Source organism: Kitasatospora sp. NPDC091335 (genome assembly GCF_044757205.1).
GTDB lineage: Bacteria > Actinomycetota > Actinomycetes > Streptomycetales > Streptomycetaceae > Kitasatospora.
On the sequence record NZ_JBIVUM010000003.1, the window covers coordinates 660,805 to 682,075 of the forward strand.

Genomic DNA, 21,271 nt, shown 5'->3' on the forward strand with positions numbered 1-21,271 from the left:
GGGAAGGCGGCTCAGGAACCGCCGGCCCGGCGGACGATGAGCATGTCCTGGGTGTGCCCGATGGCGTAGCCGCCCCCGGGAACGGCGAAGTGCTCCTGGACGTAGGCGGTCAGCGCCGCGCGGGAGGGGCGGGGGTCGAGGGTGGCCAGGTCGGCGACGTTCACCATGAACTCGGCCACGGCCACCGCCTCGGCCAGGCCGGGCGCACGGTAGTGGAGGTCCAGGGTTTCGAGGGCGTAGTCGTGTTCCGGGTGCCGCTCGCGCAGGCGGTCGGCGAGGGGGCCCAGGTCGTAGCGGACGCCGGTGAAGTGCGCGGCCATCCGCATGCAGGGGCTCTCCGGGTTCTGGAGCACGACCAGGAGGGTGCCGCCGGGAGCCGTCCAGTCCAGGGCTCGGGTGACGGTGCCGAGCCAGTCCGGCGCGGGCACGTAGTAGAGCACGTGGGAGAGGTGGACGAGGTCGGCCGGCTCCGGCGGGCGGGCCCGGTCGAGCGGCTCCGGGAGGACCAGGGCGTCGGGGCAGGCGGCGCCGAGCTTCTCGCGCATCTCCGCGCTGGGCTCCACCGCGATGGTGCGCTCGAAGGAGCGGCTCAGGTAGGCGGTGGTCCGGCCGTCGCCCGCGCCGAGGTCCAGCAGCACCCTGCGGTGCGGCAGGGCGGAGGCGATCTCGCCCAGCCGGGCGTGGGTGACCGGCTTCTCGTCCGTCCCGGCCAGGAACAGCTCGAACGCCCGGCGGTAGTCGGCGCTCGCCACGTCCAGCACCCGGACCGGGTCCTCGTCCTTCGTCCTGGTCTCCACCGGTCGGCCTCCCCCTTGTTGACGACGATTCGGGTGCCGCCATTGCACCCCGGTGGCCCGCCGCGGAGGTGCAGGGACGTTCCTGCCCGCGTGTCGCCGGCGCCTCCCGGCCGACACCTCCCGTCCGGCCGCCCCCTACCGGCCGCACCACCCCTACCCGTCGGACCATCCCGACCGGCCGAACCACCCCTGCCCGTCCGGCTCTTCTGGACAATCACCCCGAAAATTTGCCACGGTGAGGAGCAGCGGCCCAGCCATCGATCTTGCGGCCGAAGCCTCCTGGGAGTTCTCCCATGCCTTCCGCTGACTTCCCCGCCTTCTACCTCGGCCAGAGTGTCTTCTCCGACCCCGGCACCCACCTCCCCCGCTACGCCGACCTCCCCGGTGTTCCGGGCCAACTCGCCCGCATCGCCCGGAACCTGGTCATCCACCGCCTCGAAGGCCGGCTGTTCCACCACCACATCCCGGCGAACCGCCTCCACCACGACGCGGAGACCCGCTACCTCGACGACATCCTGGACCTGATCACCGACCGCGACCCGGCCCCGCTCACCCATCCCCGCTCACCCGCCGACCGCTTCGTCGGCGTCTGCCGCGACCTGGCCCTGCTGCACTGTTCCTTCCTGCGCCATGTCGGCGTCCCGGCCCGGCTGCGCTGCGGCTTCGCCGACTACCTCGGCCCGGACGGCTTCCACGCCGACCACGTGGCCACCGAGTACTGGGACGACCGGCGCGGCTGGCTGCTCGCGGACCCGCAGCTGGCCGATCCGAGGGTCGCCGCCGACCTGCGGGTGGACTTCGACCCGATGGACGTCCCGCGTGACCGTTTCCTGGTCGCGGGCCAGGCCTGGCGCGCCATCCGCAGCGGCCGGGCCGCCGCCGGCTCCTTCGGCGTCCACCCGCCCGAGGAGGGCCCGCTGAACGGCGGCTGGTTCGTCGCCCACTCCACCAGGCTCGACCTCGCCGCCCTGAACAAGACCGAGACCCTCGTCTGGGACACCTGGGGCACCGCCTCCACCACCACGCCGCACAGCCCCTACGACGAGGTGGCCCACCTGACGACCGGCCCCGTCGACCTCCCCTCCGTCCGCCGCCTCTTCACCGAGCACGACGCCCTGCGCACCCCGAAGACCGTCCTCTCGCTGGCTCCCTTCAACGGCCCGCGCGAGGTCACCCTGCGCTGACCGCCACTCTTCCGTCCCGTCACCTCTTCGGCGGGCACCTCCGAAGAATACGAAATTTTTATTGCGCAACTTTTCCTTCGGATCTATCGTCGACGCATGCCCGAGAAGCCCCGGCCCGACCGGATCACCGACCTGTCCCGTCTGAAGGCGTTCACCAACCCGCTGCGGATGCAGCTCTACCGTCTGCTCTACGCCGCCGGCAGCGCGACCGCCTCACAGCTCGCCGAGCAGGTCGACCAGGCTCCGTCCCTGGTCAGCTACCACCTGCGCAAGCTCGCCGAGCAGGGCTTCGTGACCGAGGCGAGCGGCCGGAGCACCGACGGCCGGGAGCGGTGGTGGCAGGTCGCCTCCGAGGAGGGCTGGGGCTTCCGCGAGTCCGACCTCGCCGGCACGCCCGAGGGCGCCGCCGTCGTCGGCACGATCACCAGGGGCCTGGTCGACTTCCGCTCAGCCCAGTACCTCGCCTACCTCGGGCAGAGCGCCGCCTGGGGCAGGGAGTGGACCGACGCGGCCTTCAGCTCCGAGTGGCTGCTCGACCTCACCGCGGCCGAACTCGCCGAGATGGAAGAGGAGTTGCAGGCCATCTCGCGGCGCTGGCGGGAGCGCGGCAAGGCCGCCAGGACGGCCGGTGACACCGCGGGCCGCGAGCACGTGTCCGTCCACCTGTACGGGTTCCCCTTCCGCCCCTGACACCGGCACAGCCGGGTCCCCGAACCGTCGGAGCCCCTCATGACCCTCGCGGAAGCACCCCTTCCCGGCCGCGTCGCCGCACCGCCCGCCGCACCGCCCGCCCACCGCGACGGCAACGTGCTGCGCTGGCTCGCCGCTTACACCGCCTCGCTGATCGGCGACGGCGTCTACTTCGCCGCCCTCGGCTGGTCCGCCCAGCGCTCCGCGGGCCCCGCCGAGGTCGGCCTGGTCATGGCCGTCGGCGCCGCTCCGCGCGCCCTGCTGATGCTCGGCGGGGGCGTCCTGGCCGACCGGCTCGACCCGCGCCGGGTGATCCTCGGCAGCGACGCGATGCGCTGCCTGCTCATCCTCTCGGTGGCCGCCGCCATCGCGCTGACCACGCCCGCACTCTGGCTGCTGGTCGCGGTGGCGCTCGTCTTCGGCGCCGTGGACGCGCTGTTCGTCCCCGCCGTCGGTGCTCTGCCGCCCCGGATCACCAGTCCCGACCAGCTGGCCAGGGTCACCGGCCTGCGCTCGCTGTCGATGCGCCTCGGCCAGATCGCCGGACCGCCGCTCGGCGGCCTGGCGATGGGTCTGGGCGGCCCCGCCGCCGCGTTCGCCACCGCGGGCCTGCTGTTCGCGCTCTCCCTGCCGCTCCTGCTCTCCGTCCGGATCAGCCCGCTCGAAGCCCCCTCCTGCGAAGCCCCGGCGGGCGACACCCCTCCTGGCGACGGCACCGCGCGCGCCGACCTCCTCGACGGGCTGCGCTACATCCGCCGCCACCGCCTGATCGGCCCGCTGGTCGTGGCCGGAGCCGTCTGCGAACTCGGCCTCACCGGTACCCTCAACGTCGGCATGGTGCTGCTCAACGCCGAACGCGGCTGGGGCCCGTCCGGCTTCGGCTGGATCGTCGGCTGCTTCGGCGCCGGGGCCGCCGCGAGCGCCGCGCTGCTCGCCGTCGTCGGCCGGATTCCCCGGGCGGGCCTGACCATGGCCTGGACCCTGCTGGCGGGCGGCGTCGGCGCGGCGGCCATGGCGCTGGTCCCGCACCTGTGGACCGCCGCCGTCATCGCCGCCCTGGTCGGCCTGGGCGCGGGCGTCTTCGGCAGCCTGGACAGCACCCTCATCCAGACCGCCGCCGACCCCGCCTACCTGGGCCGGGTCACCTCCGTCACGATGCTCACCATGGTCGGTATCGCCCCGCTCAGCTACCCGCTGGTCGGCGCCGCCATCGGCACCTGGGGCACCGCACCGGTCTTCATCGGCTGCGGCGCCCTCTCCTGCCTCGGCGCCGTCCTCGCGCTCGCCTCCCCCGCCGTCCGCGGCGCCGAACTCCCCCGCGCCGCCGCCCGCTGAGCACCCTGTGCGGCGCACGGGGGCCGGGCCGGCCGGGCGGTCACCAGGTGACCGGGAGCGCCTCGACGCCGTAGACCGTGGAGCCTTCACGGAAGCGGACGCCGGCCTCGGGGACGGCGAGATGGCGGCGGCAACGGGACCCACGAGTCCGAACCATCGACGGCATCCGTCGGATGGCCGGACTCACGACACCCGGCCCGAACCCGACGCGGGCCACCCGGGCCGGATTGGACCGGGACTGCGCCGCCCCCTGCCGTTAGCCTCGGCCGCACAGTCGATCAACGGAGAACCAGCATGCACCCCGAACTCGCCGCCGATCTCGGCCGGTTGCCCGACGTCCTGGAGGAGACCCGGCAGCGGGCGCTCGCCTTCCTGGCCGGCCTCGACGAGCGGCCCGTGGTCCCGCACCCGGAGCCGCCGGCCGGGGCCGGGCTCGCCGAGGAGGGCGGCGGCGCGCGGGCCGCGCTGGCCGAGTTCGCGGAGCGCTGGGAGCCACGGCTGTCGGCGAGCGCCGGGCCGCGCTACTTCGGCTTCGTGACGGGCGGCGCGACGCCGGCCGCACTCGCCGGCGACTGGCTGACCTCGGCCTACGACCAGAACTCCAACTCCTCGCTGGACCCGGCCGGTCAGCAGCTGGAGCGGGAGACGGTCGGCTGGCTGCGCGAGCTGTTCGGGCTCTCGGCGGCGCACCACGGCACCTTCGTGAGCGGCGCCACGATGTCCAACACGGTCGGGCTGGCCGTCGCCCGCGAGTGGCTGGGCGAGCGGCTCGGCGTGGACGTCACCGAGGACGGGGCCGGCGCGCTGGGCCGTGTCCGGGTGCTGTCCGGCAGCGCGCACTCCAGCGTCGCCAAGGCGCTGTCGGTGCTCGGCCTGGGCCGGACGGCGCTGCGCGCGGTGCCCGTGCTGCCCGGCCGGGAGGCGGTGGACGTGGCCGCGCTGGAGCGGGCGCTGGCCGAGGCCGACGGGCCGTGCGTCGTGGTGGCCAACGCGGGCACCGTCAACACCGTCGACTTCGACGACCTGCGCGCGATCGCCGCCCTGCGCGAGCGCTACGGCTTCTGGCTGCACGTGGACGCCGCGTTCGGCGCGTTCGCCGCACTGTCGCCGGAGCACGCGGAGCTGGTGGCCGGGCTGGACCTCGCCGACTCGGTCTGCGTCGACCTGCACAAGTGGCTCAACGTGCCGTACGACAGCGCCGTGCAGTTCACCCGCCGCCCCGACCTCCAGGCCCGGGTGTTCCGGAACGCCGCCGCCTACCTCGGCCCTCTCGGAGAACACCCCGACCTGGTCCACCTGACGCCGGAGAACTCGCACCGGCTGCGCGCCCTCGCCGCCTGGTTCACCCTGCGGGCGTACGGCCGCTCCGGGCAGCGGGAGATCGTGGAGCGCTGCGTCGCCGGCGCCCGGGCGCTCGGCGCGGAGGTCGCCCGGATCGAGGGCCTGGAACTGCTCGCCCCGGTGCGGCTGAACGTCGTCTGCTTCACCCTGACGACGGACCCGACCCCGGAGCGGCTCGCCGCGCTCGCCGCCGGCTCGGCCGACGAGGCCTTCCTCACCCCGACCCACTACGCCGGCCGCCCAGCGCTGCGCGCGGCGTTCAGCAACTGGCGCACCACGGAGGCCGACGTCCGGCGCACGGCACGGGCGCTGGCCCGGTCCGTCCGGAACGGGACGGCCCGGGCATCGGGCTCCGGGGCAGGCTCCACCGCGGACTGAGGCGGGCCGGCCCGGTCAGCTCCGGTCGTGGTCCCCCGTCCCGCCGTCGATCAGCTCGCGCAGGATGTCCAGGTGTCCGGCGTGCCTGGCCGTCTCCGTGGTCATGTGGATCAGCACCCAGCGCAGCGACACGGTGTCGCCCGACCAGGACGTGCCGAGGTCGTCCAGCGCGAGCTCGCCGATCACCTCGTCGGCACCGGCCCTGGCCCGCGCGTAGAACGCCAGGATGTCGGCCGTCGACTCGTGCGGCTCCACCCGCATGTCGGAGGCCTCGTCGGCGTCGATGTCGAACGGCTGCGGTCCGCTCTCCCGGCCGAACGCCTCCCGGAACCAGCCGAGTTCGGCGCCGCCGAGGTGCTTCACCAGCCCCAGCGGGTTCGTCCCCGAAGGTGTCATCGGGCGGCGCAGCTGTTCGTCGTCCAGCCCCTCCAGCTTCCACAGCACCGCGTCGCGGTGCCGGTCCAGCGCCGCGTGCAGGCTTTCCTTCTCCCCACCCGTGAAGGGCACGTGATTGGTCATGCGCGGGACCGTACCAGCCGCCACCGACAACGCCCGGAGAGTTCCGGCCCTCGCACACCCGGCCCGCGTGGCGGCCTTGCCTTCACACCGGTGTGAAGGTCGATCATGCTCCCATGACCGCCACACCTTTCGACCCGTACGCGCTGCTCGCGCAGAGCCGCCTGGGCGTCCTCGCCACCATCAAGGCGGACGGCCGGCCGCAGCTCTCCCCCGTGATGCCGTTCTACGACCGGGAGGCGAACGCCCTCCTGATCTCCACCCGGGACGGACTGGCCAAGACCGTCAACCTGCGCCGGGACCCGAGGGCCAGCCTGGAGGTGACCGGTCCCGACGGCCGCTCGTGGGTCACCGCCGAGGGCGTGGCGACCCTCAGCGGTCCCGGCACCGACCCCGGGGGCCCCGAGGTCGAGGCGCTGGTGGACTACTACCGCCGCGCCGCCGGCGAGCACCCCGACTGGGCGGAGTACCGCCAGGCGATGGTCACCGACCGCCGGGTGCTCCTCACCATCCCGGTCGACCACGTGTACGGCACCCACCTCTGACCGGCCGGGCCCGGCCACCGTCACGGGGGTGCGGTGGCCGGGCCCCGGTCGATCCCGAAGTCCCCTTCGCGATGCGGCTGTTCAGCGCCTGGTCGCGGTGACCACGGTGGCGTCCAGGTCCTCCTGCCGGCTCTCCAGCGCCACCAGCCCGGCCGCCCCGGTCACCGCGAGGGCCGCCGCCGCCTGCCGCTCGCTGGTCTCGAACAGCAGCGACCCGCCGGGCGCCAGCCACCGCGGCGCCTCGGCGACCACCCGCCGCAGCACGTCCAGCCCGTCCGCCCCGCCGTCCAGCGCCGGCCTGGCCTCGTGCAGCCGCGCCTCGGGCGGCAGCAGGCCGAGGTCACCGGTCGGCACGTACGGCACGTTGGCGATCAGCACGTCCACCCGGCCGCGCAACCCGGCGGGCACCGCCGTGAAGAGGTCGCTCTCGAAGACCCGCGCCCCGGCCCCCGCCAGGTTGCGGCGGGCGCAGCGGACCGCGCCCGGATCGATGTCGGCCGCGTACAGCTCGACCGGGTGCGCCGCCGCGGCCGCCACCGCGGCGCCCAGCGCGCCGCTGCCGCAGCACAGGTCGAGCACCACGGCGCCCGGGGCGGTCAGCGACGCGGCGGCGGCGGCCAGGAACTCGCTGCGGCGGCGCGGGACGAAGACGCCCGGGTCGACGGCGATCCGCAGCCCGGCGAACTCGGCCCAGCCGACGACGTGTTCGAGCGGCCGCCCGGCCGCGCGGGACCGGACCATGGCGGCCAGGTCGGCGGGCGAAGCGGCGGCGGACAGCAGGATCCGCGCCTCGTCCTCGGCGAACACGCACCCGGCGGCGCGCAGCCGGGAGACCACCGAGGAACGGAGGGAGACGGAGGAGAAAACCGGCAAGAGAACCCCTTCGGGGGGAGACGGGAGAGCGAACGACTCCGTCAGGGCTCCCGCGAGGGCCGGCACCGCATCGGCGCGCCGTCCGCGCTACGCGCGCGTGGCGCCCGCACGGCCGCGCTCCGGGAGCACCCGCTCGGACATTCCGGTAATGGGTCTCACCTCCCTGATTCGCGGTCATACTCGGCGTCGGCCACCCTACCGCACCGCCGGGCGGGGATGATCGAAACGGATCCACCCGCCATCGCACAGGCGTGCGCGCTCGCTCGTCCGAGCTATTCGATAGGCCCACTGACAGTACATGGCGATAACAGACCGTAGCGATCGAGCATATTAACGCCATGACGAGACAATCCCGCGGACCGTCACGGCTTCGTGCTCGAACGGCCCGCCTCATCAGCGCCGCGGCCACCCTGGGTCTGCTCGGCGCCGGCCTCACCGCCCCGATCGCCCTGGCCGCCGCCCCCACCCACCACCCCGCCGCACCGCTGCCGGAGCGCGTCCGGGCCACCGGCACGCCCCTGCTCCAGGAGGCCTTCACCGGCGCCACCGCCGACTCCCGCTTCATCGCCGTCGGCTCCGCCTGCCTCACCGGCGCCGCCCCGGCGCAGCCCGGGTCCGGCGACCACCCGCTCGGCGGCTGCCCCACCGCCGAGACCGGCCCGGTGCCGCCGCTGAACAGCGCGCCGCTCGGCTACCTGCGGATCACCGACTCCGGCAACGACCAGAGCGGCGCGGTGCTCTTCGACCAGGCCCTGCCCGCCGGCAACGGCCTGGACGTGACCTTCGACCAGTGGCAGTACGGCAGCACCACGCCGAACACCCCGGCCGACGGCATCTCCTTCTTCCTGGTGAACGGCGACGTCTCGCTCACCCACCCCGGCGCCTTCGGCGGCAGTCTCGGCTACGCCCAGAAACTGCCCGACGACAACCCGAACCTCGCCTTCCTGCCCGGCGTCGACCGCGGCTACCTGGGCGTCGGGCTCGACGTGCTCGGCAACTACTTCGGCGACTGGGAGCAGCGCGGCAACGGCTGCTCCCAGCGCTCCCCCGCCGGCACGTCCTTCCGGGTGCCCGCGCCCGGCGCCAACATGGTCACCGTCCGCGGCCCCGGCGACGGCACCACCGGCTACTGCTTCCTGACCGCGACGACCAGCAACTTCACCACCAGCGCCCCCTGGCCCTCCACCCTGCCGGGCAAGCTCCAGGGCCCGCTCACCACGCTGCCGCCCGGGGTGACCCCGGACCAGGCGCAGACCCTGCTGGAGCCCTCGCGCCGCCGGGTCAACGTGCACCTGACCCCCGGGACCTCGCCGGTCCTGACGGTCTCCATCGACTTCAACGACGGCACCGGCTCGCACCAGGTGCTCCAGACCCCGGCGCCGCAGCCGGCGCCCTCCACGTACAAGTTCGGCTTCGCCGGCTCCACCGGCCTGTTCACCGACGTGCACCTGATCCGCAACGTGGTGATCAACACCGACCAGCCGCTGCCCGAGCTGAACCTGGTCAAGCAGGCGCACGAGCCGCTGCCCGGGCTGATCACGGTGGGCACCCCGATCCCGTACGACTTCGTGGTCACCAACTCCGGGAACGTGCCGATCTCCAACCTGGCCGTCGAGGACCCGAAGGTCGGGCCTGTCAGCTGCCCGGTGAGCACCCTGGCCCCCGGTGAGACGGTCACCTGTACGGCGACGTACCTGGTCACCGCGGCGGACGCCGCCGCGGGGCACGTGGCCAACACGGCGCAGGCCACCGGGACCACCGACGGCGGCCCGGTCACCTCGCCGCCGTCCTCCGAGAACGTGCCGGTCATCGCCCCGCCGGGGATCAACCTCGTCAAGCACGTGGACGCGGCCGAGCCGTTCCACGTCGGCGACACGGTGCCCTACACCTACACGGTCACCAACACCGGCGGCACCCCGGTGGAGGCGCTCACGGTGACGGACGACAAGGTCACCGGGATCACCTGCGACACGACGGTGCTGGCGCCGGCGGGCAGCCCCGGGGACAGCACGACCTGCCACGGCAGGTACGTCGTGACGGCGGCCGACGCCGAGGCCGAGAAGGTGGTCAACCACGCCCACGCCGGCGGCACGTCGAACGGCCAGCCGGTCACCTCACCGGAGGCCGAGGCGACCATCACGGTGGTCGGTCCGTCGTCGATCGGCCTGACCAAGCAGGCGGACACCGCCGGGCCGGTCCACACCGGGGACACCGTGCACTACACGTACACGGTGACCAACACCGGGACGACCACGCTGAACAACCTCAGCGTCGCCGACGACCACGCCCCGCTGGTGACCTGCGACCAGACCACGCTGAACGCCGGCCAGAGCACCACCTGCCACGGCGCGTACACCGTGACCGCCGCCGACGAGCAGCTCGGCCACGTCACCAACACGGCCCAGGCGACCGCGAACGGCCCGCAGGGGCAGACGGTGCAGAGCCCGATCGCCCAGGTGACGCTGCCGGTGGTGGGCGTCGCCGTGCTCGGCCTGCGGAAGCAGGCCGACAGCGCGGGGCCGTTCCAGGTCGGCGACACCGTGCACTACACCTACACGGTCACCAACACCGGGACGGCGGCGGTGAACAACCTGACCGTGGCCGACGACCACGTCCAGTCGGTCTCCTGTGACCGGACCACCCTCGCCCCGGGCGAGAGCGCGACCTGCCACGGCACGTACACGGTGACGGCCGCCGACGCCCAGGCCGGGCACGTCACCAACACCGCGCACGCCAACGGCACCGACCCCCAGGGCCAGAACGTCCAGAGTCCGCCGGCCCAGGCCACCGTCGAGGTGGTCGGCACCGGCGAGTCCTCGCTGTCCATCACCAAGCGGGCCGACGTCGAGGGGACCGTGTACCCGGGTGACACCGTCACCTACACGTACACGGTGACCAACACCGGGACGACCACGCTGACCGACGTCACCGTCGACGACGACCACGTCCGGCAGGTGACCTGCGAGCAGACCACCCTCGAACCGGGGCGGAGCACCACCTGCCAGGGCACCTACACGGTGACCGAGGAGGACGCGCAGGCCGGCAGCATCACCAACACCGCCCGGGCCTCCGCCCGCGACCCGCAGGGCGAGACCGTGGAGAGCCCGCCGGTCGAGCTCTGCATCGTCGTCGCGCCCTGCCCGCCGAAGGGGCACGGCCACAAGGGCGGCCAGGGCTGCCACGGGTACCCGGGCCACCACCCGGTTCCGCCGCGGGGCGGCGGTTCTGGGGGGCTGCCGGACACCGGCGCGCCGACCGCCGCCGTGAGCGCGGCCGTGGGCGGGGGCGGGCTGGTGACCCTCGGCGGGCTGCTGCTCCTCCGCGCCCGGCGCCGTTCGGCCTCCGAACGGTCCGCGGCGTAACGCCGCCGTACGGTCCGCGATGCGACGCCGCTGATCCGTCGGCGGTCGGACCGCCCCCCGGAGCCCTCGGGCACCGGGGGCGGTCCCGTGTCCGGGGCCGCCGTCAGGCCGGCTGCGGGGCCGGCGGCTTGGTGCGGTAGCCGTCGGCCCCGCCCGGGGGCACCAGGCAGGGCAGCAGCCAGTCCCAGAGGGCGCCGACCCGGCGGGCGCGCTCCTCGGCGGGGCAGCCCTCGGCGAAGACGACCTCCAGGCCGCAGGCCACGGCCACCACCAGGGTCTCCGGACCGGGGCCGCCGGGGCGGTCGCGCAGTTCGCCCGCGCGGCGGGCGCCGGCCAGCAGTTCGCGCACCACTCCGGCCCAGACACCGTGGAAGCCACGCGCGTCGGCGAAGCCCGGCTGCCTGGGCTCCGCCGTGGCGGGGCCGGGTGCGGCAGCCGGGCCGGTCGCGGCGGGCCCGGTCGCGGCGGGCCCGGTCGCGGCGGGCCCGGCCGTGGTGGGCCCGGCCGTGGTGGGGCCGGCCGTGGTGGGGCCGGCCGTGGTGGGGCCGGCCGTGGTGGGGCCGGCCGTGGTGGGGCCGGCCTGCCGGCCCGTGTCCTCGCGGCCGAGGCGGAAGGCCGCCCGCACCACCGGGTCCGTTCCGAGGGCGTCGACCAGCCAGTGCCCCGCGTCGATCAGCCCCTGGAGCGGGGAGGAGGCCGCGCGCGGCTCCGCGCAGGCCGACCGCAGCGAGCGCTCGGCCTGCTCCGACACCGCTCTGGCCAGCTCCTCCTTGGAGGCGAAGTGGAAGTACAGCGCCCCCTTCGTCACCCCCGCGGCTGCGGCGATCTCGCCGAGGGTGGCCCCGGCGTAGCCGCGGCGGTCGAACAGCTCCGCCCCCGCCTCCACCAGCCGCCCACGCGTCCGCTCCGACCTCTCCTGGACCACCCGTCCCACAACCCCTCACGACGACAAGCAGGTTCCGACCAGACCCCGGCCGCCCGGGACGGGCGTCGCGGTCCCCGACGGCCGTCCGGGGTCGGCTCCGCCGACGGCGCCGGCCCGGACGGCCATCGGGTTCAGCCGACCCGGCTGAACCGGGCCGCCACAGCCTCCGGCCCGGCGCCCGCGACGGCGGGTTCGCGCTCCGCGCGCTCCGGCCCGGCGAGCAGGATGGAGCGCTGGAGCCGCCGCAGCCCGGCCGAGGGCTCCATGCCCAACTCCCTGACCAGGGTGTTCCGCAGGCGCTGGTAGGCCTCCAGTGCCTCGCCCCGGCGGCCGGAGCGGTGCAGCGCGATCATGTACTGGCCGTGCAGGCTCTCGTGGGTGCGGTAGCGGTCGACCAGGACGGTGAGTTCGGCGAGCAGCACCCGGTGCCGGCCGAGCCGCAGGTCCGCCTCGATCCGCTGGTCCAGTGCGCAGAGCCTGGTCTCCTCCAGGCGCCTTGCCTCGACCGCGAGCTGGCCGCCGACCGGGACGTCGGCGAAGGCCGGACCGCGCCACAGCGCGAGCGCCTCGCCCAACTGGCGGGCGGCGAGGGGGAAGTCGCCGCTGTCCATCGCCTGGTAGCCGGTGCCGGCAAGCCGCTCGAACTCCCGGAGGTCCACCAGCCCGCCACCGCTGTTGAGCATGTAGCCGCCGGGCGAGGTCACCAGGACGTCCTTCGCGCAGGACACCCCGGTGGCCGCACCGGCCGCGGCGAGCGCCCGGTCGATGAGCTCGCGCAGCTGGAGCACGTACGTCTGCACGGTGGTGCGTGCGCTGCGCGGCGGACGGCCGGACCACAGCTCGTCGGCCAGCACCCCGGCCGGCACCACCTGGTCGGCCCGTAACGCCAGCAGGGCGAGCACCTGCCGCGGCTTCGGCGCCGACGGCACCACCGACACCCCGCACACCCGGGCGTCCAGCGCCCCGAGCACCCGAATTTCCACGATGACCACCCCTCATCACACGGAACGCCGCAGTCTCCTCCGCCACGGACGGCACCCGGGTCGACACCCCCAGGGTCAACTGCCACCAGTCAAAAACAGGACGCGTGGTTTGTCAATACAAAACCGAACGTGCTGTTTGTTTCTCCAGGCCGCCCACTTCGCCACGCCATGCGATGGGTCGACAACTGTTCGTGATGATGATCGGACAAGTCAAAGGCGGCGCCGGACCCCCGTGGTCTCGTCGCCGCCCGTTCGCCCGTACTCGCCCGGATTCCCCCCGGATTCCCGTGGGCAGGGGGGCCGGTGAGCCGATGTCAGCCCACGCCGGCCCCCGCCCGCACCTCGGCGCGCGCGGCACCGCCGGCCTGGCCGGCCGCCCCTCCGTCCGGGCCACCAGCCGGGCCACCGGCCTCGCCGCCGCCCTCCGCTGCCACCCGGGCCGCCGCGGCCTCCGCGACCACCTGGGCACCGCGGTTCGGCCCCATCTGGAGCGAACCGAGCACGCCGGGCACCGCGATGCTCGGCATCAGGTGCTGGAACAGCGCGGACACCCTCGCCTCCAGGTCCGCCCGGCCGCACAGCTTCTGGGACTGGATCTGCACCCCGGTCCACGCGGCGACGAGCAGCCACGCGGTGTCCGCCGGCACGACGTGCGGGAGCAGCTCGCCGCGCTCGCCGGCCTCCACCAGCAGCGTCTCGAACCGGCTGATCCAGCCGGGGATCGCGCCGCCGCCGAGATCGTCGAAGAGGTCCTGGCCGAGCGAGAGCCGGGCACCCGCGCTGAGCAGCGGGTCACGCGGCATCAGGTACGCCACCGCCATCCCGGTGTCCACGAACTCCTGGAGCTTGCAGCTCCGTTCCGGAACTCCGTCCTGGACGAACTGCTCCTCCACCACGCCCTGCGCCAGATCGCGCTTCGAGGCGAAATGGAAATACACCGCACCCCGCGTCACACCGGCCCGGGAGACCACCTCGCCGATGGTCGCGCCTTCGTACCCGAACTCGTCGAAGACCGAGGCCGCCGCCTCCAGGATCAGCCGACGAGTCCGGAGCGCCCGCTCCTGTCGTACCACCGAAACCACCCCGCCATGAGCTCCCGGAAAACAAAACCAAACACCCCGTATCTTAGCTGCGCCCCACCCACGACGGACAAGACGATGTCCATGAATCCCCCCGACCACTCCCCCTTCCTCACAACCCGTCAAGCCCCCGGAGGCCCAGTGGTGGCCATCCGTCCCGATCGCTCCGGGCGGTTCGGCCCCGCCGCACCGCCCGGAGACCAGAGAAACCGAACGAATGGTTTCTTCTGCATGACCCTTTCCGTGCACAGGTGACCACCGAGACGAGCGAGTCGTTGCCCGTCGCCGCCTGCCGTCCGGCTGAGGGCGCGCGAGAAGTCGGCCGGGCCGACGTCCGGGCCGACTTCTCGCGCGGCTCAGGGCGTCCGTCGGCTCCCCGCGCCCGCGGGGTCAGCCACCGGCCCCCTGGTCCTCGCCACCGGGCTCGTCGCGGGGCTCGTCACGGGGCCAGGTCTCGCGGTCGCGGACGTGGTCGTAGACGGGGACTTCGTCGGCCAGGACGTCGAAGTGGGCCAGCGGGGCCCACAGGGCGCGGTCGCCGACGACGTAGAGGCGGCGCTTGGCACGGCTGGCGGCGACGTTCAGCAGGTGCGGGGTGCGGGCCGCCCAGGTACGGGCGCCGGCGCGGCCCGCGCCGAGCAGCAGGATCACCACGTCGGCCTCCTTCCCCTGCGCCTTGTGGACGGTGGCGCACCGCTCGTCGAGGTGTTCGGCGGTCCATTCGGGGCGCTTGCGGCAGGTTTCGCGGGCCTCGGCGACGAGCGCGCGGAAGGGCGCGATGATCCGCACGCGTTCGACGCCGACGCCGTGGCGGTCGAGTTGGCGCAGCAGGAAGGTGAGGGCGCGCCGGTCGCGCTCGCCCCAGGGGGCGTCGGCGGGGCGGTCCGGGTCGGGGGTGTCCAGCCAGCGGCTGGGCAGGAGGCCGCCGCGGTCGGCGTCGGGGAAGGCCTGCGGATGGGTGCCGTGGACCATCAGGCCGCCGTAGGCGACCTCGTTGCTCACGGTGAACATCGGCTCCTCGCACCGGCGGTGGACGCGCAGGGGCGAGCCGACCCAGACGGTGTCCTCCTCGCCACCGGTGGGATCGGGCAGGTAGGTGCCGTAGCGGTTGACGCGGTCGGCGACGGCCTGGGCGGAGGTGGCGGAGGGCAGCCACTCCTCGTCGACGCCGTGGGCGAGCAGGAGCCGGTGTTGCAGCGCGGTCGGCATGGTGACGACGGGTTCGAGCTGGAGCGGGTCGCCGACGAGGACCCCGCGGCGGGCCCGCCACAGGGCGCCGACGGCGGCCTGCGGGGTGGCCTGGCCCGCCTCGTCGACGAGGACCCAGCCGATGGAGCCCCGGCCGAGGCGGGCGAACATGCTGCCGATGGAGGAGAAGGTGGTGGAGACGACCGGAACCAGCAGGAAGAGCGTCTGCCAGGCCTGCTGGACCTGCTCGTCGGGGACCGGCCCCGCCGTGCCGGCCATCAGCTCCACCAGCACCTGGAGGTTGCCGCGGACCCGCTTGGCGGTGTTGGCGACGAGCGCGCGGTGCAGGTCGAGGGCGCGCAGGAACAGGTCGCTGCGGGCGGTGCTCCAGGCCTCGTCGGACCAGGGGGCGCCGAGTTCCTGCTCGTGGTCCTCCAGGTGGAGCCAGTCCAGGGGCAGCGAGGGGAGGGCGACGGCCGCCTCGCGCAGACTCCGGTGGGCGGCGTCGACGCGGGCGGTGGCGGACGCCAACTCGTCCTGGGCGGAGCGGACTTCGTACCGGGTCTGCCCGACGTCCGCCCGGGCGGCCAGCTCCGCCGTACGGGCGGCTTCCTCGTGGCCGCGGGCGCGGGTGGCGGCCGCGGCGGCCTCGGTGACGTCGGAGTCTGCACGGGTGCGCAGGTCGGCGGCGAGGTCCGCGGCGTGGGTGCGGCGGGCCACGTGGTCGTGGGCCTCCGCGAGGGCGGTGCGCTGCTCGACGAGCCGGCCGAGGAGTTCGGTCCGGGTACGGTCGCGGTGCTGCTCGGCGGCCTCGCGTTCGGCGCCGCTCTGCAGCAGCCGGCGCAGCCCCCCGCGCAGGCCCGGCTGGGCGCCGGGCGGCTCGTCGTGGAGGGCGGTCAGAACGTCGACCTCCCTGCGGTGCCGGTCGGCCCGTTCACGGGCCTCGGCCAGGGCGCCCCGGGCGTCGTCGAGCGCCTCGCGGGCCCGCGGGACGCGCCCGGCCGTGGCCCGGTGGGCGGCCTCGGCGGCGAGGGTGGCGCCGCGGGCCGTCTCGGCGGCCGCGACGGAGTCGGCGTGCCGGGCCTCGGCGGCCCGCACCCGGGCGTCGGCGCGGGCGATGGCGGCGCGCAGCGCGTCGAGGTGGGGGCCGACCCGCTCCGACCGGGTGTCCGCCAGGGCGGCGGAGAGCCGGACGCGTTCGGCCCGCAGGCGCTCGACCTCGGCTTCGGCCGCCTTGAAGGCGGCGACGGCCTCGGGCCAGGAGGGGACCGGCTCGGCGGGCGCCTGGGCCTCGCCGGCGGGGGCCCGGTCCGTACGGCCGCCGCGCGGGGCACCGGGGGCGGGCCTGGGCGCCCGGGGCGGGACCCAGTCGCCCAGGACGGCGTTCATCCCGCGCAGCGGCGGAAGGCCGGCATCCGTGCGGGCGGCGGTCTCGTCCTCGGGCAGGCGGCCCCACCAGAAGCGCTCGGTGAACCTCGTCCGGTTGGTCTTGTTGCCGAGCACGGCGGCGACCAGCCCCCAGGCGGGCGCGCCGCCGAGCAGGGCGGAGGCGAGGTCGGAGAAGTGGTCGGGCCCGTCGTGCCAGTGCTCGTCGAGGGCGTCGGCGCCGGGCAGTTCGGCGGTGATGTTCTCCACGGCACCGTTGTTGGAGGAGGTCACCACGATCTCGCGGCCGGTGAGCCTCGGGTCGAGCCCGGAGACGGAACGGACGTGGACGCCCTGGCGGTCCTTGCCGCGCCAGGGCCCGCCGACGAACGCCTCCTCGGGCCGCCGGTAGCCGGCCATCACGGCGGCGCGTTCGACCACGAGGGCGGCGACCAGGTCGCGCAGCATGGTGGTCTTCCCGGTGCCGGGCGGACCGTTGACGGAGAACAGGCCGCCGGCGTCGCTGCTCGTGGCGGCGGTGGCGGTTGCGGTTGCGGTGGCGCCCGCGGTGGTGCTCGGGGCTCCCGCACGGTCGGCGAGCATGCGGTTGACCGCGAACTGCTGGCTGAGCGCGAGCGGGTACCGCGCCTTGGCGGGCCACCGCCCGGCGGGGACGAGCGCCGGGTCGACGCCCTCCAGCACGGTGAGGCGGTCCCCTCGCAGGTCGGTGCGGGCGCCGACGGAGACGGCCCGGCGGTCGGTCAGGTAGGCCTCCAGGGCGGGGCCGAGGCCGTGTCCCTTCCCGTCGCCGCCACCGCCGCCGTCGAGTGCGGCGCGGACCCGGGCGAGGTCGGGCGGGAGGAGGCTGTTGAGGAACGGCTGCGTGGAGGCGGGCTTCGCCTTCGGATCGCGCGGGCGGTGCACCAGCCGGCTCTGGACCCGGATCACCCGCGGGTCGAGGTGCTCCTCGACGCCGCAGAGGTGGGCGATCTGGGCGGTCAGCGCGACCAGGTCGGCGAGCGTGACCGGACGCGGTCCGGTGTCTGCCTCCGATTCCTCCTCGACCGGTTCCTCCCCGACCGGTTCCGTCCCTGCGGGCACGGCGTCCGTGTCGGCGGTGCCCGCACCCCCCGTCTCCGGACGGCGGACCGCCGTCCACGCGGCGACGCGCCGCACCAGCGGTTCCGTCGCCCCCTGCACCGCGGCCCCGGCGACCTCGCCGAACAGCGCACCGACCGCCGCGACGGCCGCGCCGCCCAGGATCTCCGCGAGCAGCTGCCGCCACCCACGGGCGGCCTCCTCCCCCGGCACGGGCAGCGGGTCCGGCAGCCCGCCGGGTATCGGCTCGTACGGGACGGGCGTGGCGGTCAGGCGCCCCACCGCGACCTCGAACGCCTCGCCCAACTCCTCGAAGCCGTCCAGCCACCCGGGCGCCGACGGCCCCGGATCGAAGAGCCGTCCGGTCGCCCAGGCGCACGCGGAGACCACCGACGTGTCCTCGACCGGCCGCCCGTACTCGTCCAGGACCAGCGCGAACATCGCGCTCCTCCCCGGCAGCACCAGCTCCTCGTCCGGCACCCCGGGATTCGGGTCGGTGCCCTTGGGCAGCACCGCGATCATCGCCTGGCGCAGCCGCTCCAGATCGAACACCCCGCCGTACACCTCGTGCCGCCACACCATCCCGCGCGGCGCCCGCCCGGCGGCCGTCTCCGGATGGTCGGACGCCCACGGCAGCAGCGCCGCCGCGTGACCCGCGGCCGGCGTGACGTCCACGACGACGGTGTCCGAGGCCCGGGGCCGGCCGGCGCGCCGTTTGCGCGGCACCTCCGGAATCGACGGCGGACTGAACAACTCGACCGCCCGCCAGCACTCCAGCAGATCCCCCACCCGCCGGTCCCCACGCCCCACCCCGTCGCCCCCTACCTCACTCAGTGGCGCACACCCGCTTCGTGTGCCGATCAACTGGCCGCAGAATCTACCGGACGGTGCCCGTGGCAGGATCCCCACCGTGGGCATCCCCCGCCGCGACACCGCCGGCACATGGCACGATGTCCCCGGCACCTTGGCACGTCAACAGACCAACCGCGCTGCGTCGCAACGGGGTTGGCAAAGAAACCGCAAAGCCGCTACGCAGCCCCAGGTCACGAAGGGTCCTCCCCGCACCCGCGGGGGTCAGCCGTTCGACCTCCTCAAGGACGCGAGCGGCCGCTAGTCCTCCCCGCACCCGCGGGGGTCAGCCGTTCGACCTCCTCAAGGACGCGAGCGGCCGCTAGTCCTCCCCGCACCCGCGGGGGTCAGCCGTTGGGTTTGTCGCCGGCCGACCGGGCCCGCCTGTCCTCCCCGCACCCGCGGGGGTCAGCCGACGACGCTGATCCGGGCCCTACTGCACCGGCGGTCCTCTCCGCACCCGCGTAGGTCAGCCGGATCGTCGGAGCACGTGGTCCTCCTGATCGGGGTTCTCCCCGCACCCGCGGGGGTCAGCCGCCCATCGGCTGGTTGGCGAGCAGGGCGCAGGTGTCCTCCCCGAACTCCGGGGGTCAGCCGGTCGCCTCCGCGATGACCGAGTTCCCGGAGGTGTCCTCCCCGCACCCGCGGGGGTCAGCCAGCCATCGTCGTGTGGCACGAAGAATGGGGGGTGTCCTCCCCGCGCCCGCGGGGGTCAACCGGGCTACGACCCGGGCCGCAACAGCTTCGCCCAGTTCTCCCCGCAACCGCGGGGGTCAGCCGGTCATCAACAAGTCGATCATGCCGCTGCTGGCGTCCTCCCCGCAGCCGCTGGGGTCAGCCGACCGGGTCGCCTCAGGTGGCGACGAGCCCGCTATCCGCTCCGCACCTGCGAATTCAGCCGGGCCGTTCGGCCACATCGGCACTCGCCGCAAGCGTCCCCGGAGCCGGGCGAGATGCCGCCCCCGCCCATCGGGGGGCGGGGGCGGCTCGACGCACGCGGGTCAGGGCGCCGCATAGCGGGTGACGTTGGTGATCCGGCAGCTGACCTTGCCGGTGACCTGGGCCGCTCCGGGGGCCTTCTGCACGGCGGCCTGGTTCGGGGCGAGGTTGTTGGTGGCAGCGGCGCCCTCGGCGACGCGGGTGCCGGAGGCGTCGGTGAACTCCAGCTGCACGATGTAGTTGCTGCTCTTGCTGCTGTGGTTGGTGATCTTGACCTCGGCCTCGGGCATCTTCAGCAGGTCGTTGATCGTGCACTTGGTGATTTCGGCGTCCTTGGCGGCGTCGCCGCCACCGGCGGGGGCCGGAGCCGGGGCGCCGGCCTCGGTCGCGGCGACGGCGGGGGCGGTGCTCTTGCTGCTGGTCGTGGTGCTGGGGTCACATGCTGCCAGGCCGAGAACGGCGGCGCCGGCGGCAAGCACGGTGAGGGTGGTGCGACGCATTGATTCCCCTGGGACGTGGTGCGGGTAATGGGGCGAACGTAGCGATGCACACCTTTCGGTATGGGCGATGTGACGGGTTCGTGACCACTCCGGGACCTACCCGTCGGTCACAAACCCGGTGCTCAACACCCGCCCCTGCTCGCGTATTTAACGATGAGTCATCAATATTTCGAGCCCCGCCCGCTCCCGAAACGGATCGCCGCCGACGGGCCTCGCCGTGACCCCACCACGGCAGAGTCCTGCGACCTGCCCCAAGACTCTCAACCGATCGGTTGAATAAGGTCGCCGGGCGGCGTAGCGTTGTTCTCAACCAATCGGTTGAGGATGAACAGGGGTGTGCGGTGGCTGTCGACCAGCTGTCCCGAGCGTTCGTGGCGCTGGGCGATCCGACCCGGCGGGACATCGTGGCCCGGCTGGCGATCCGCGATGCGAGCGTCGGCGAGTTGGCGGAGTCCTACGCGATGTCCATGCAGGCTGTCTCCAAGCACCTGAAGGTGCTGGAGGAGGCCGGGCTGGTGAGCCGCAGCCGGGACGGGCAGCGGCGGCCGTGCCATCTGGAGCCGCAGGTGTTCGACCTGATGACGAGCTGGATCGAGCGGTACCGGCGGCAGGCGGAGGAGAGGTTCGGGCGACTGGACGCCCTGCTCGCCGAGATGGCCGACGACGAGAGCGACGACGAACACGCCGGCTCCATCCCCGACACCTCACAGACCGAAGAGAACGACCGACCCGAGCAGAGCGAAGGAGCCCCGTCATGACTTCCACCAACGGCCCCGAGACCCGCATCGAGGCGGACCCCCAGCTGCCCACCATCCGGATCGTCCGTGAGTTCGACGCACCGCAGGAGCGGGTGTTCCGGGCCTGGATCGAGCCCGAGCTGGTCGCCCGCTGGATCGGTCCGAAGGGCCACGACACGAAGATCGACACCTGGGAGGGCCGCACCGGCGGGCACTACCGCTACTCGATGCACCACGAGGGCCAGGAGATCGCGGCCTTCTACGGTTCCTTCCACGAGGTCCGGCCGGCCACCCGGCTCGTTCAGACCTTCACCTACGAGGGCATGCCGGACGGCGTCTCGCTGGACACCGCGACCTTCGAGCCCGCCGGGGACGGCCGCACCCGCGTCACCTTGCTGTCGGTGGTCGACAGCATGGTGACCCGTGACGCCATCCTGGCCAGCGGCATGGAGAAGGGCGTCATCGAGGGCTACCAGAAGCTGGACGCCCTGCTAGGAGCTGTCCGGCCGATCATGTGACTATTGCCTGCCTTGGTCGTTGGTCGGGGCATGGGGCGGGGAGATCTGACGGATGCCGAGTGGGAACGG

16 protein-coding genes are annotated in these 21,271 nt (G+C 74.2%); 8 read left to right on the forward strand and 8 right to left on the reverse strand.

Translation table 11 applies throughout. From position 1 onward, the window contains the following. Positions 1-11: 11 nt before the first annotated feature. Complete coding sequence (locus ACIQOW_RS11395) at positions 12-797, reverse strand: class I SAM-dependent methyltransferase (RefSeq protein WP_401082794.1); 786 nt, start codon at positions 795-797, stop codon at positions 12-14. 293 nt (positions 798-1,090) lie between these two features. Between ACIQOW_RS11395 and ACIQOW_RS11400 the strand changes: the two genes are divergently transcribed. The 4 genes from ACIQOW_RS11400 (at position 1,091) to ACIQOW_RS11415 (ending at position 5,725) form a co-directional block, all read left to right on the forward strand. Next, positions 1,091-1,981, forward strand: coding sequence for a transglutaminase family protein (locus ACIQOW_RS11400; RefSeq protein WP_401082797.1), 891 nt, complete (start codon positions 1,091-1,093; stop codon positions 1,979-1,981). A gap of 96 nt (positions 1,982-2,077) precedes the next feature. Further along, positions 2,078-2,671, forward strand: a complete 594-nt coding sequence (locus ACIQOW_RS11405) for an ArsR/SmtB family transcription factor (protein ID WP_401082800.1) — start codon at positions 2,078-2,080, stop codon at positions 2,669-2,671. 39 nt (positions 2,672-2,710) lie between these two features. Continuing rightward, a complete protein-coding gene (locus ACIQOW_RS11410; RefSeq protein ID WP_401082802.1) occupies positions 2,711-4,006 on the forward strand; it encodes an MFS transporter in 1,296 nt (431 codons plus the stop codon). Positions 4,007-4,300: 294 nt separating this feature from the next. Next, the gene (locus tag ACIQOW_RS11415) at positions 4,301-5,725 is read left to right on the forward strand and encodes a pyridoxal phosphate-dependent decarboxylase family protein (protein WP_401082805.1); all 1,425 of its coding nucleotides are present in this window, start codon (positions 4,301-4,303) and stop codon (positions 5,723-5,725) included. Positions 5,726-5,740: 15 nt separating this feature from the next. Here ACIQOW_RS11415 and ACIQOW_RS11420 read toward each other — a convergent pair whose 3' ends face one another. Beyond that, positions 5,741-6,244 carry a DinB family protein gene (locus ACIQOW_RS11420; protein WP_401082808.1) on the reverse strand — a complete coding sequence of 168 codons (504 nt, stop codon included), beginning with the start codon at positions 6,242-6,244 and terminating at the stop codon, positions 5,741-5,743. 113 nt (positions 6,245-6,357) lie between these two features. On the opposite strand from ACIQOW_RS11420, the gene ACIQOW_RS11425 reads away from it, so the two are divergent. After that, on the forward strand, positions 6,358-6,786 hold the full coding sequence (locus tag ACIQOW_RS11425) for a PPOX class F420-dependent oxidoreductase (RefSeq protein WP_401082811.1): 429 nt from the start codon (positions 6,358-6,360) through the stop codon (positions 6,784-6,786). A gap of 81 nt (positions 6,787-6,867) precedes the next feature. On the opposite strand, the gene ACIQOW_RS11430 is transcribed toward ACIQOW_RS11425, so the two are convergent. Then, complete coding sequence (locus ACIQOW_RS11430; RefSeq protein ID WP_401082814.1) at positions 6,868-7,659, reverse strand: putative protein N(5)-glutamine methyltransferase; 792 nt, start codon at positions 7,657-7,659, stop codon at positions 6,868-6,870. A gap of 338 nt (positions 7,660-7,997) precedes the next feature. Here ACIQOW_RS11430 and ACIQOW_RS11435 point away from each other — a divergent pair, with 338 nt between their 5' ends. Beyond that, positions 7,998-11,021, forward strand: coding sequence for a hypothetical protein (locus ACIQOW_RS11435; protein ID WP_401082817.1), 3,024 nt, complete (start codon positions 7,998-8,000; stop codon positions 11,019-11,021). A 103-nt stretch (positions 11,022-11,124) separates the two neighbouring features. On the opposite strand, the gene ACIQOW_RS11440 is transcribed toward ACIQOW_RS11435, so the two are convergent. From ACIQOW_RS11440 to ACIQOW_RS11460, 5 genes are all read right to left on the reverse strand, one after another. Next, positions 11,125-11,946, reverse strand: coding sequence for a TetR family transcriptional regulator (locus ACIQOW_RS11440; RefSeq protein WP_401082820.1), 822 nt, complete (start codon positions 11,944-11,946; stop codon positions 11,125-11,127). A gap of 131 nt (positions 11,947-12,077) precedes the next feature. Beyond that, entirely contained in the window at positions 12,078-12,929 is an 852-nt protein-coding gene (locus ACIQOW_RS11445) for a BTAD domain-containing putative transcriptional regulator (protein WP_401082822.1), read from the reverse strand. Positions 12,930-13,243: 314 nt separating this feature from the next. Next, complete coding sequence (locus ACIQOW_RS11450) at positions 13,244-14,002, reverse strand: ScbR family autoregulator-binding transcription factor (RefSeq protein ID WP_401082825.1); 759 nt, start codon at positions 14,000-14,002, stop codon at positions 13,244-13,246. A gap of 396 nt (positions 14,003-14,398) precedes the next feature. Further along, on the reverse strand, positions 14,399-18,448 hold the full coding sequence (locus ACIQOW_RS11455; protein ID WP_401082828.1) for an AAA domain-containing protein: 4,050 nt from the start codon (positions 18,446-18,448) through the stop codon (positions 14,399-14,401). A 1,061-nt stretch (positions 18,449-19,509) separates the two neighbouring features. Continuing rightward, a complete protein-coding gene (locus ACIQOW_RS11460; protein ID WP_401082831.1) occupies positions 19,510-19,947 on the reverse strand; it encodes a hypothetical protein in 438 nt (145 codons plus the stop codon). A gap of 341 nt (positions 19,948-20,288) precedes the next feature. Here ACIQOW_RS11460 and ACIQOW_RS11465 point away from each other — a divergent pair, with 341 nt between their 5' ends. Then, positions 20,289-20,705 (forward strand): ArsR/SmtB family transcription factor, encoded by a 417-nt coding sequence (locus tag ACIQOW_RS11465; RefSeq protein ID WP_401082834.1) that lies wholly within the window; start codon positions 20,289-20,291, stop codon positions 20,703-20,705. Beyond that, positions 20,702-21,202 (forward strand): SRPBCC family protein, encoded by a 501-nt coding sequence (locus ACIQOW_RS11470; protein WP_401082837.1) that lies wholly within the window; start codon positions 20,702-20,704, stop codon positions 21,200-21,202. The genes ACIQOW_RS11465 and ACIQOW_RS11470 overlap by 4 nt, the downstream gene beginning before the upstream one ends. Positions 21,203-21,271: the final 69 nt, after the last annotated feature.

Excerpts from the sequence above, each read along its gene's own strand:
- ACIQOW_RS11400 (WP_401082797.1), top strand. The coding sequence starts at position 1,091 with ATGCCTTCCGCTGACTTCCCCGCCTTCTACCTCGGCCAGAGTGTCTTC.
- ACIQOW_RS11405 (WP_401082800.1), top strand. The coding sequence starts at position 2,078 with ATGCCCGAGAAGCCCCGGCCCGACCGGATCACCGACCTGTCCCGTCTG.
- ACIQOW_RS11410 (WP_401082802.1), top strand. The coding sequence starts at position 2,711 with ATGACCCTCGCGGAAGCACCCCTTCCCGGCCGCGTCGCCGCACCGCCC.
- ACIQOW_RS11415 (WP_401082805.1), top strand. The coding sequence starts at position 4,301 with ATGCACCCCGAACTCGCCGCCGATCTCGGCCGGTTGCCCGACGTCCTG.
- ACIQOW_RS11420 (WP_401082808.1), bottom strand. The coding sequence starts at position 6,244 with ATGACCAATCACGTGCCCTTCACGGGTGGGGAGAAGGAAAGCCTGCAC.
- ACIQOW_RS11425 (WP_401082811.1), top strand. The coding sequence starts at position 6,358 with ATGACCGCCACACCTTTCGACCCGTACGCGCTGCTCGCGCAGAGCCGC.
- ACIQOW_RS11435 (WP_401082817.1), top strand. The coding sequence starts at position 7,998 with ATGACGAGACAATCCCGCGGACCGTCACGGCTTCGTGCTCGAACGGCC.
- ACIQOW_RS11460 (WP_401082831.1), bottom strand. The coding sequence starts at position 19,947 with ATGCGTCGCACCACCCTCACCGTGCTTGCCGCCGGCGCCGCCGTTCTC.
- ACIQOW_RS11470 (WP_401082837.1), top strand. The coding sequence starts at position 20,702 with ATGACTTCCACCAACGGCCCCGAGACCCGCATCGAGGCGGACCCCCAG.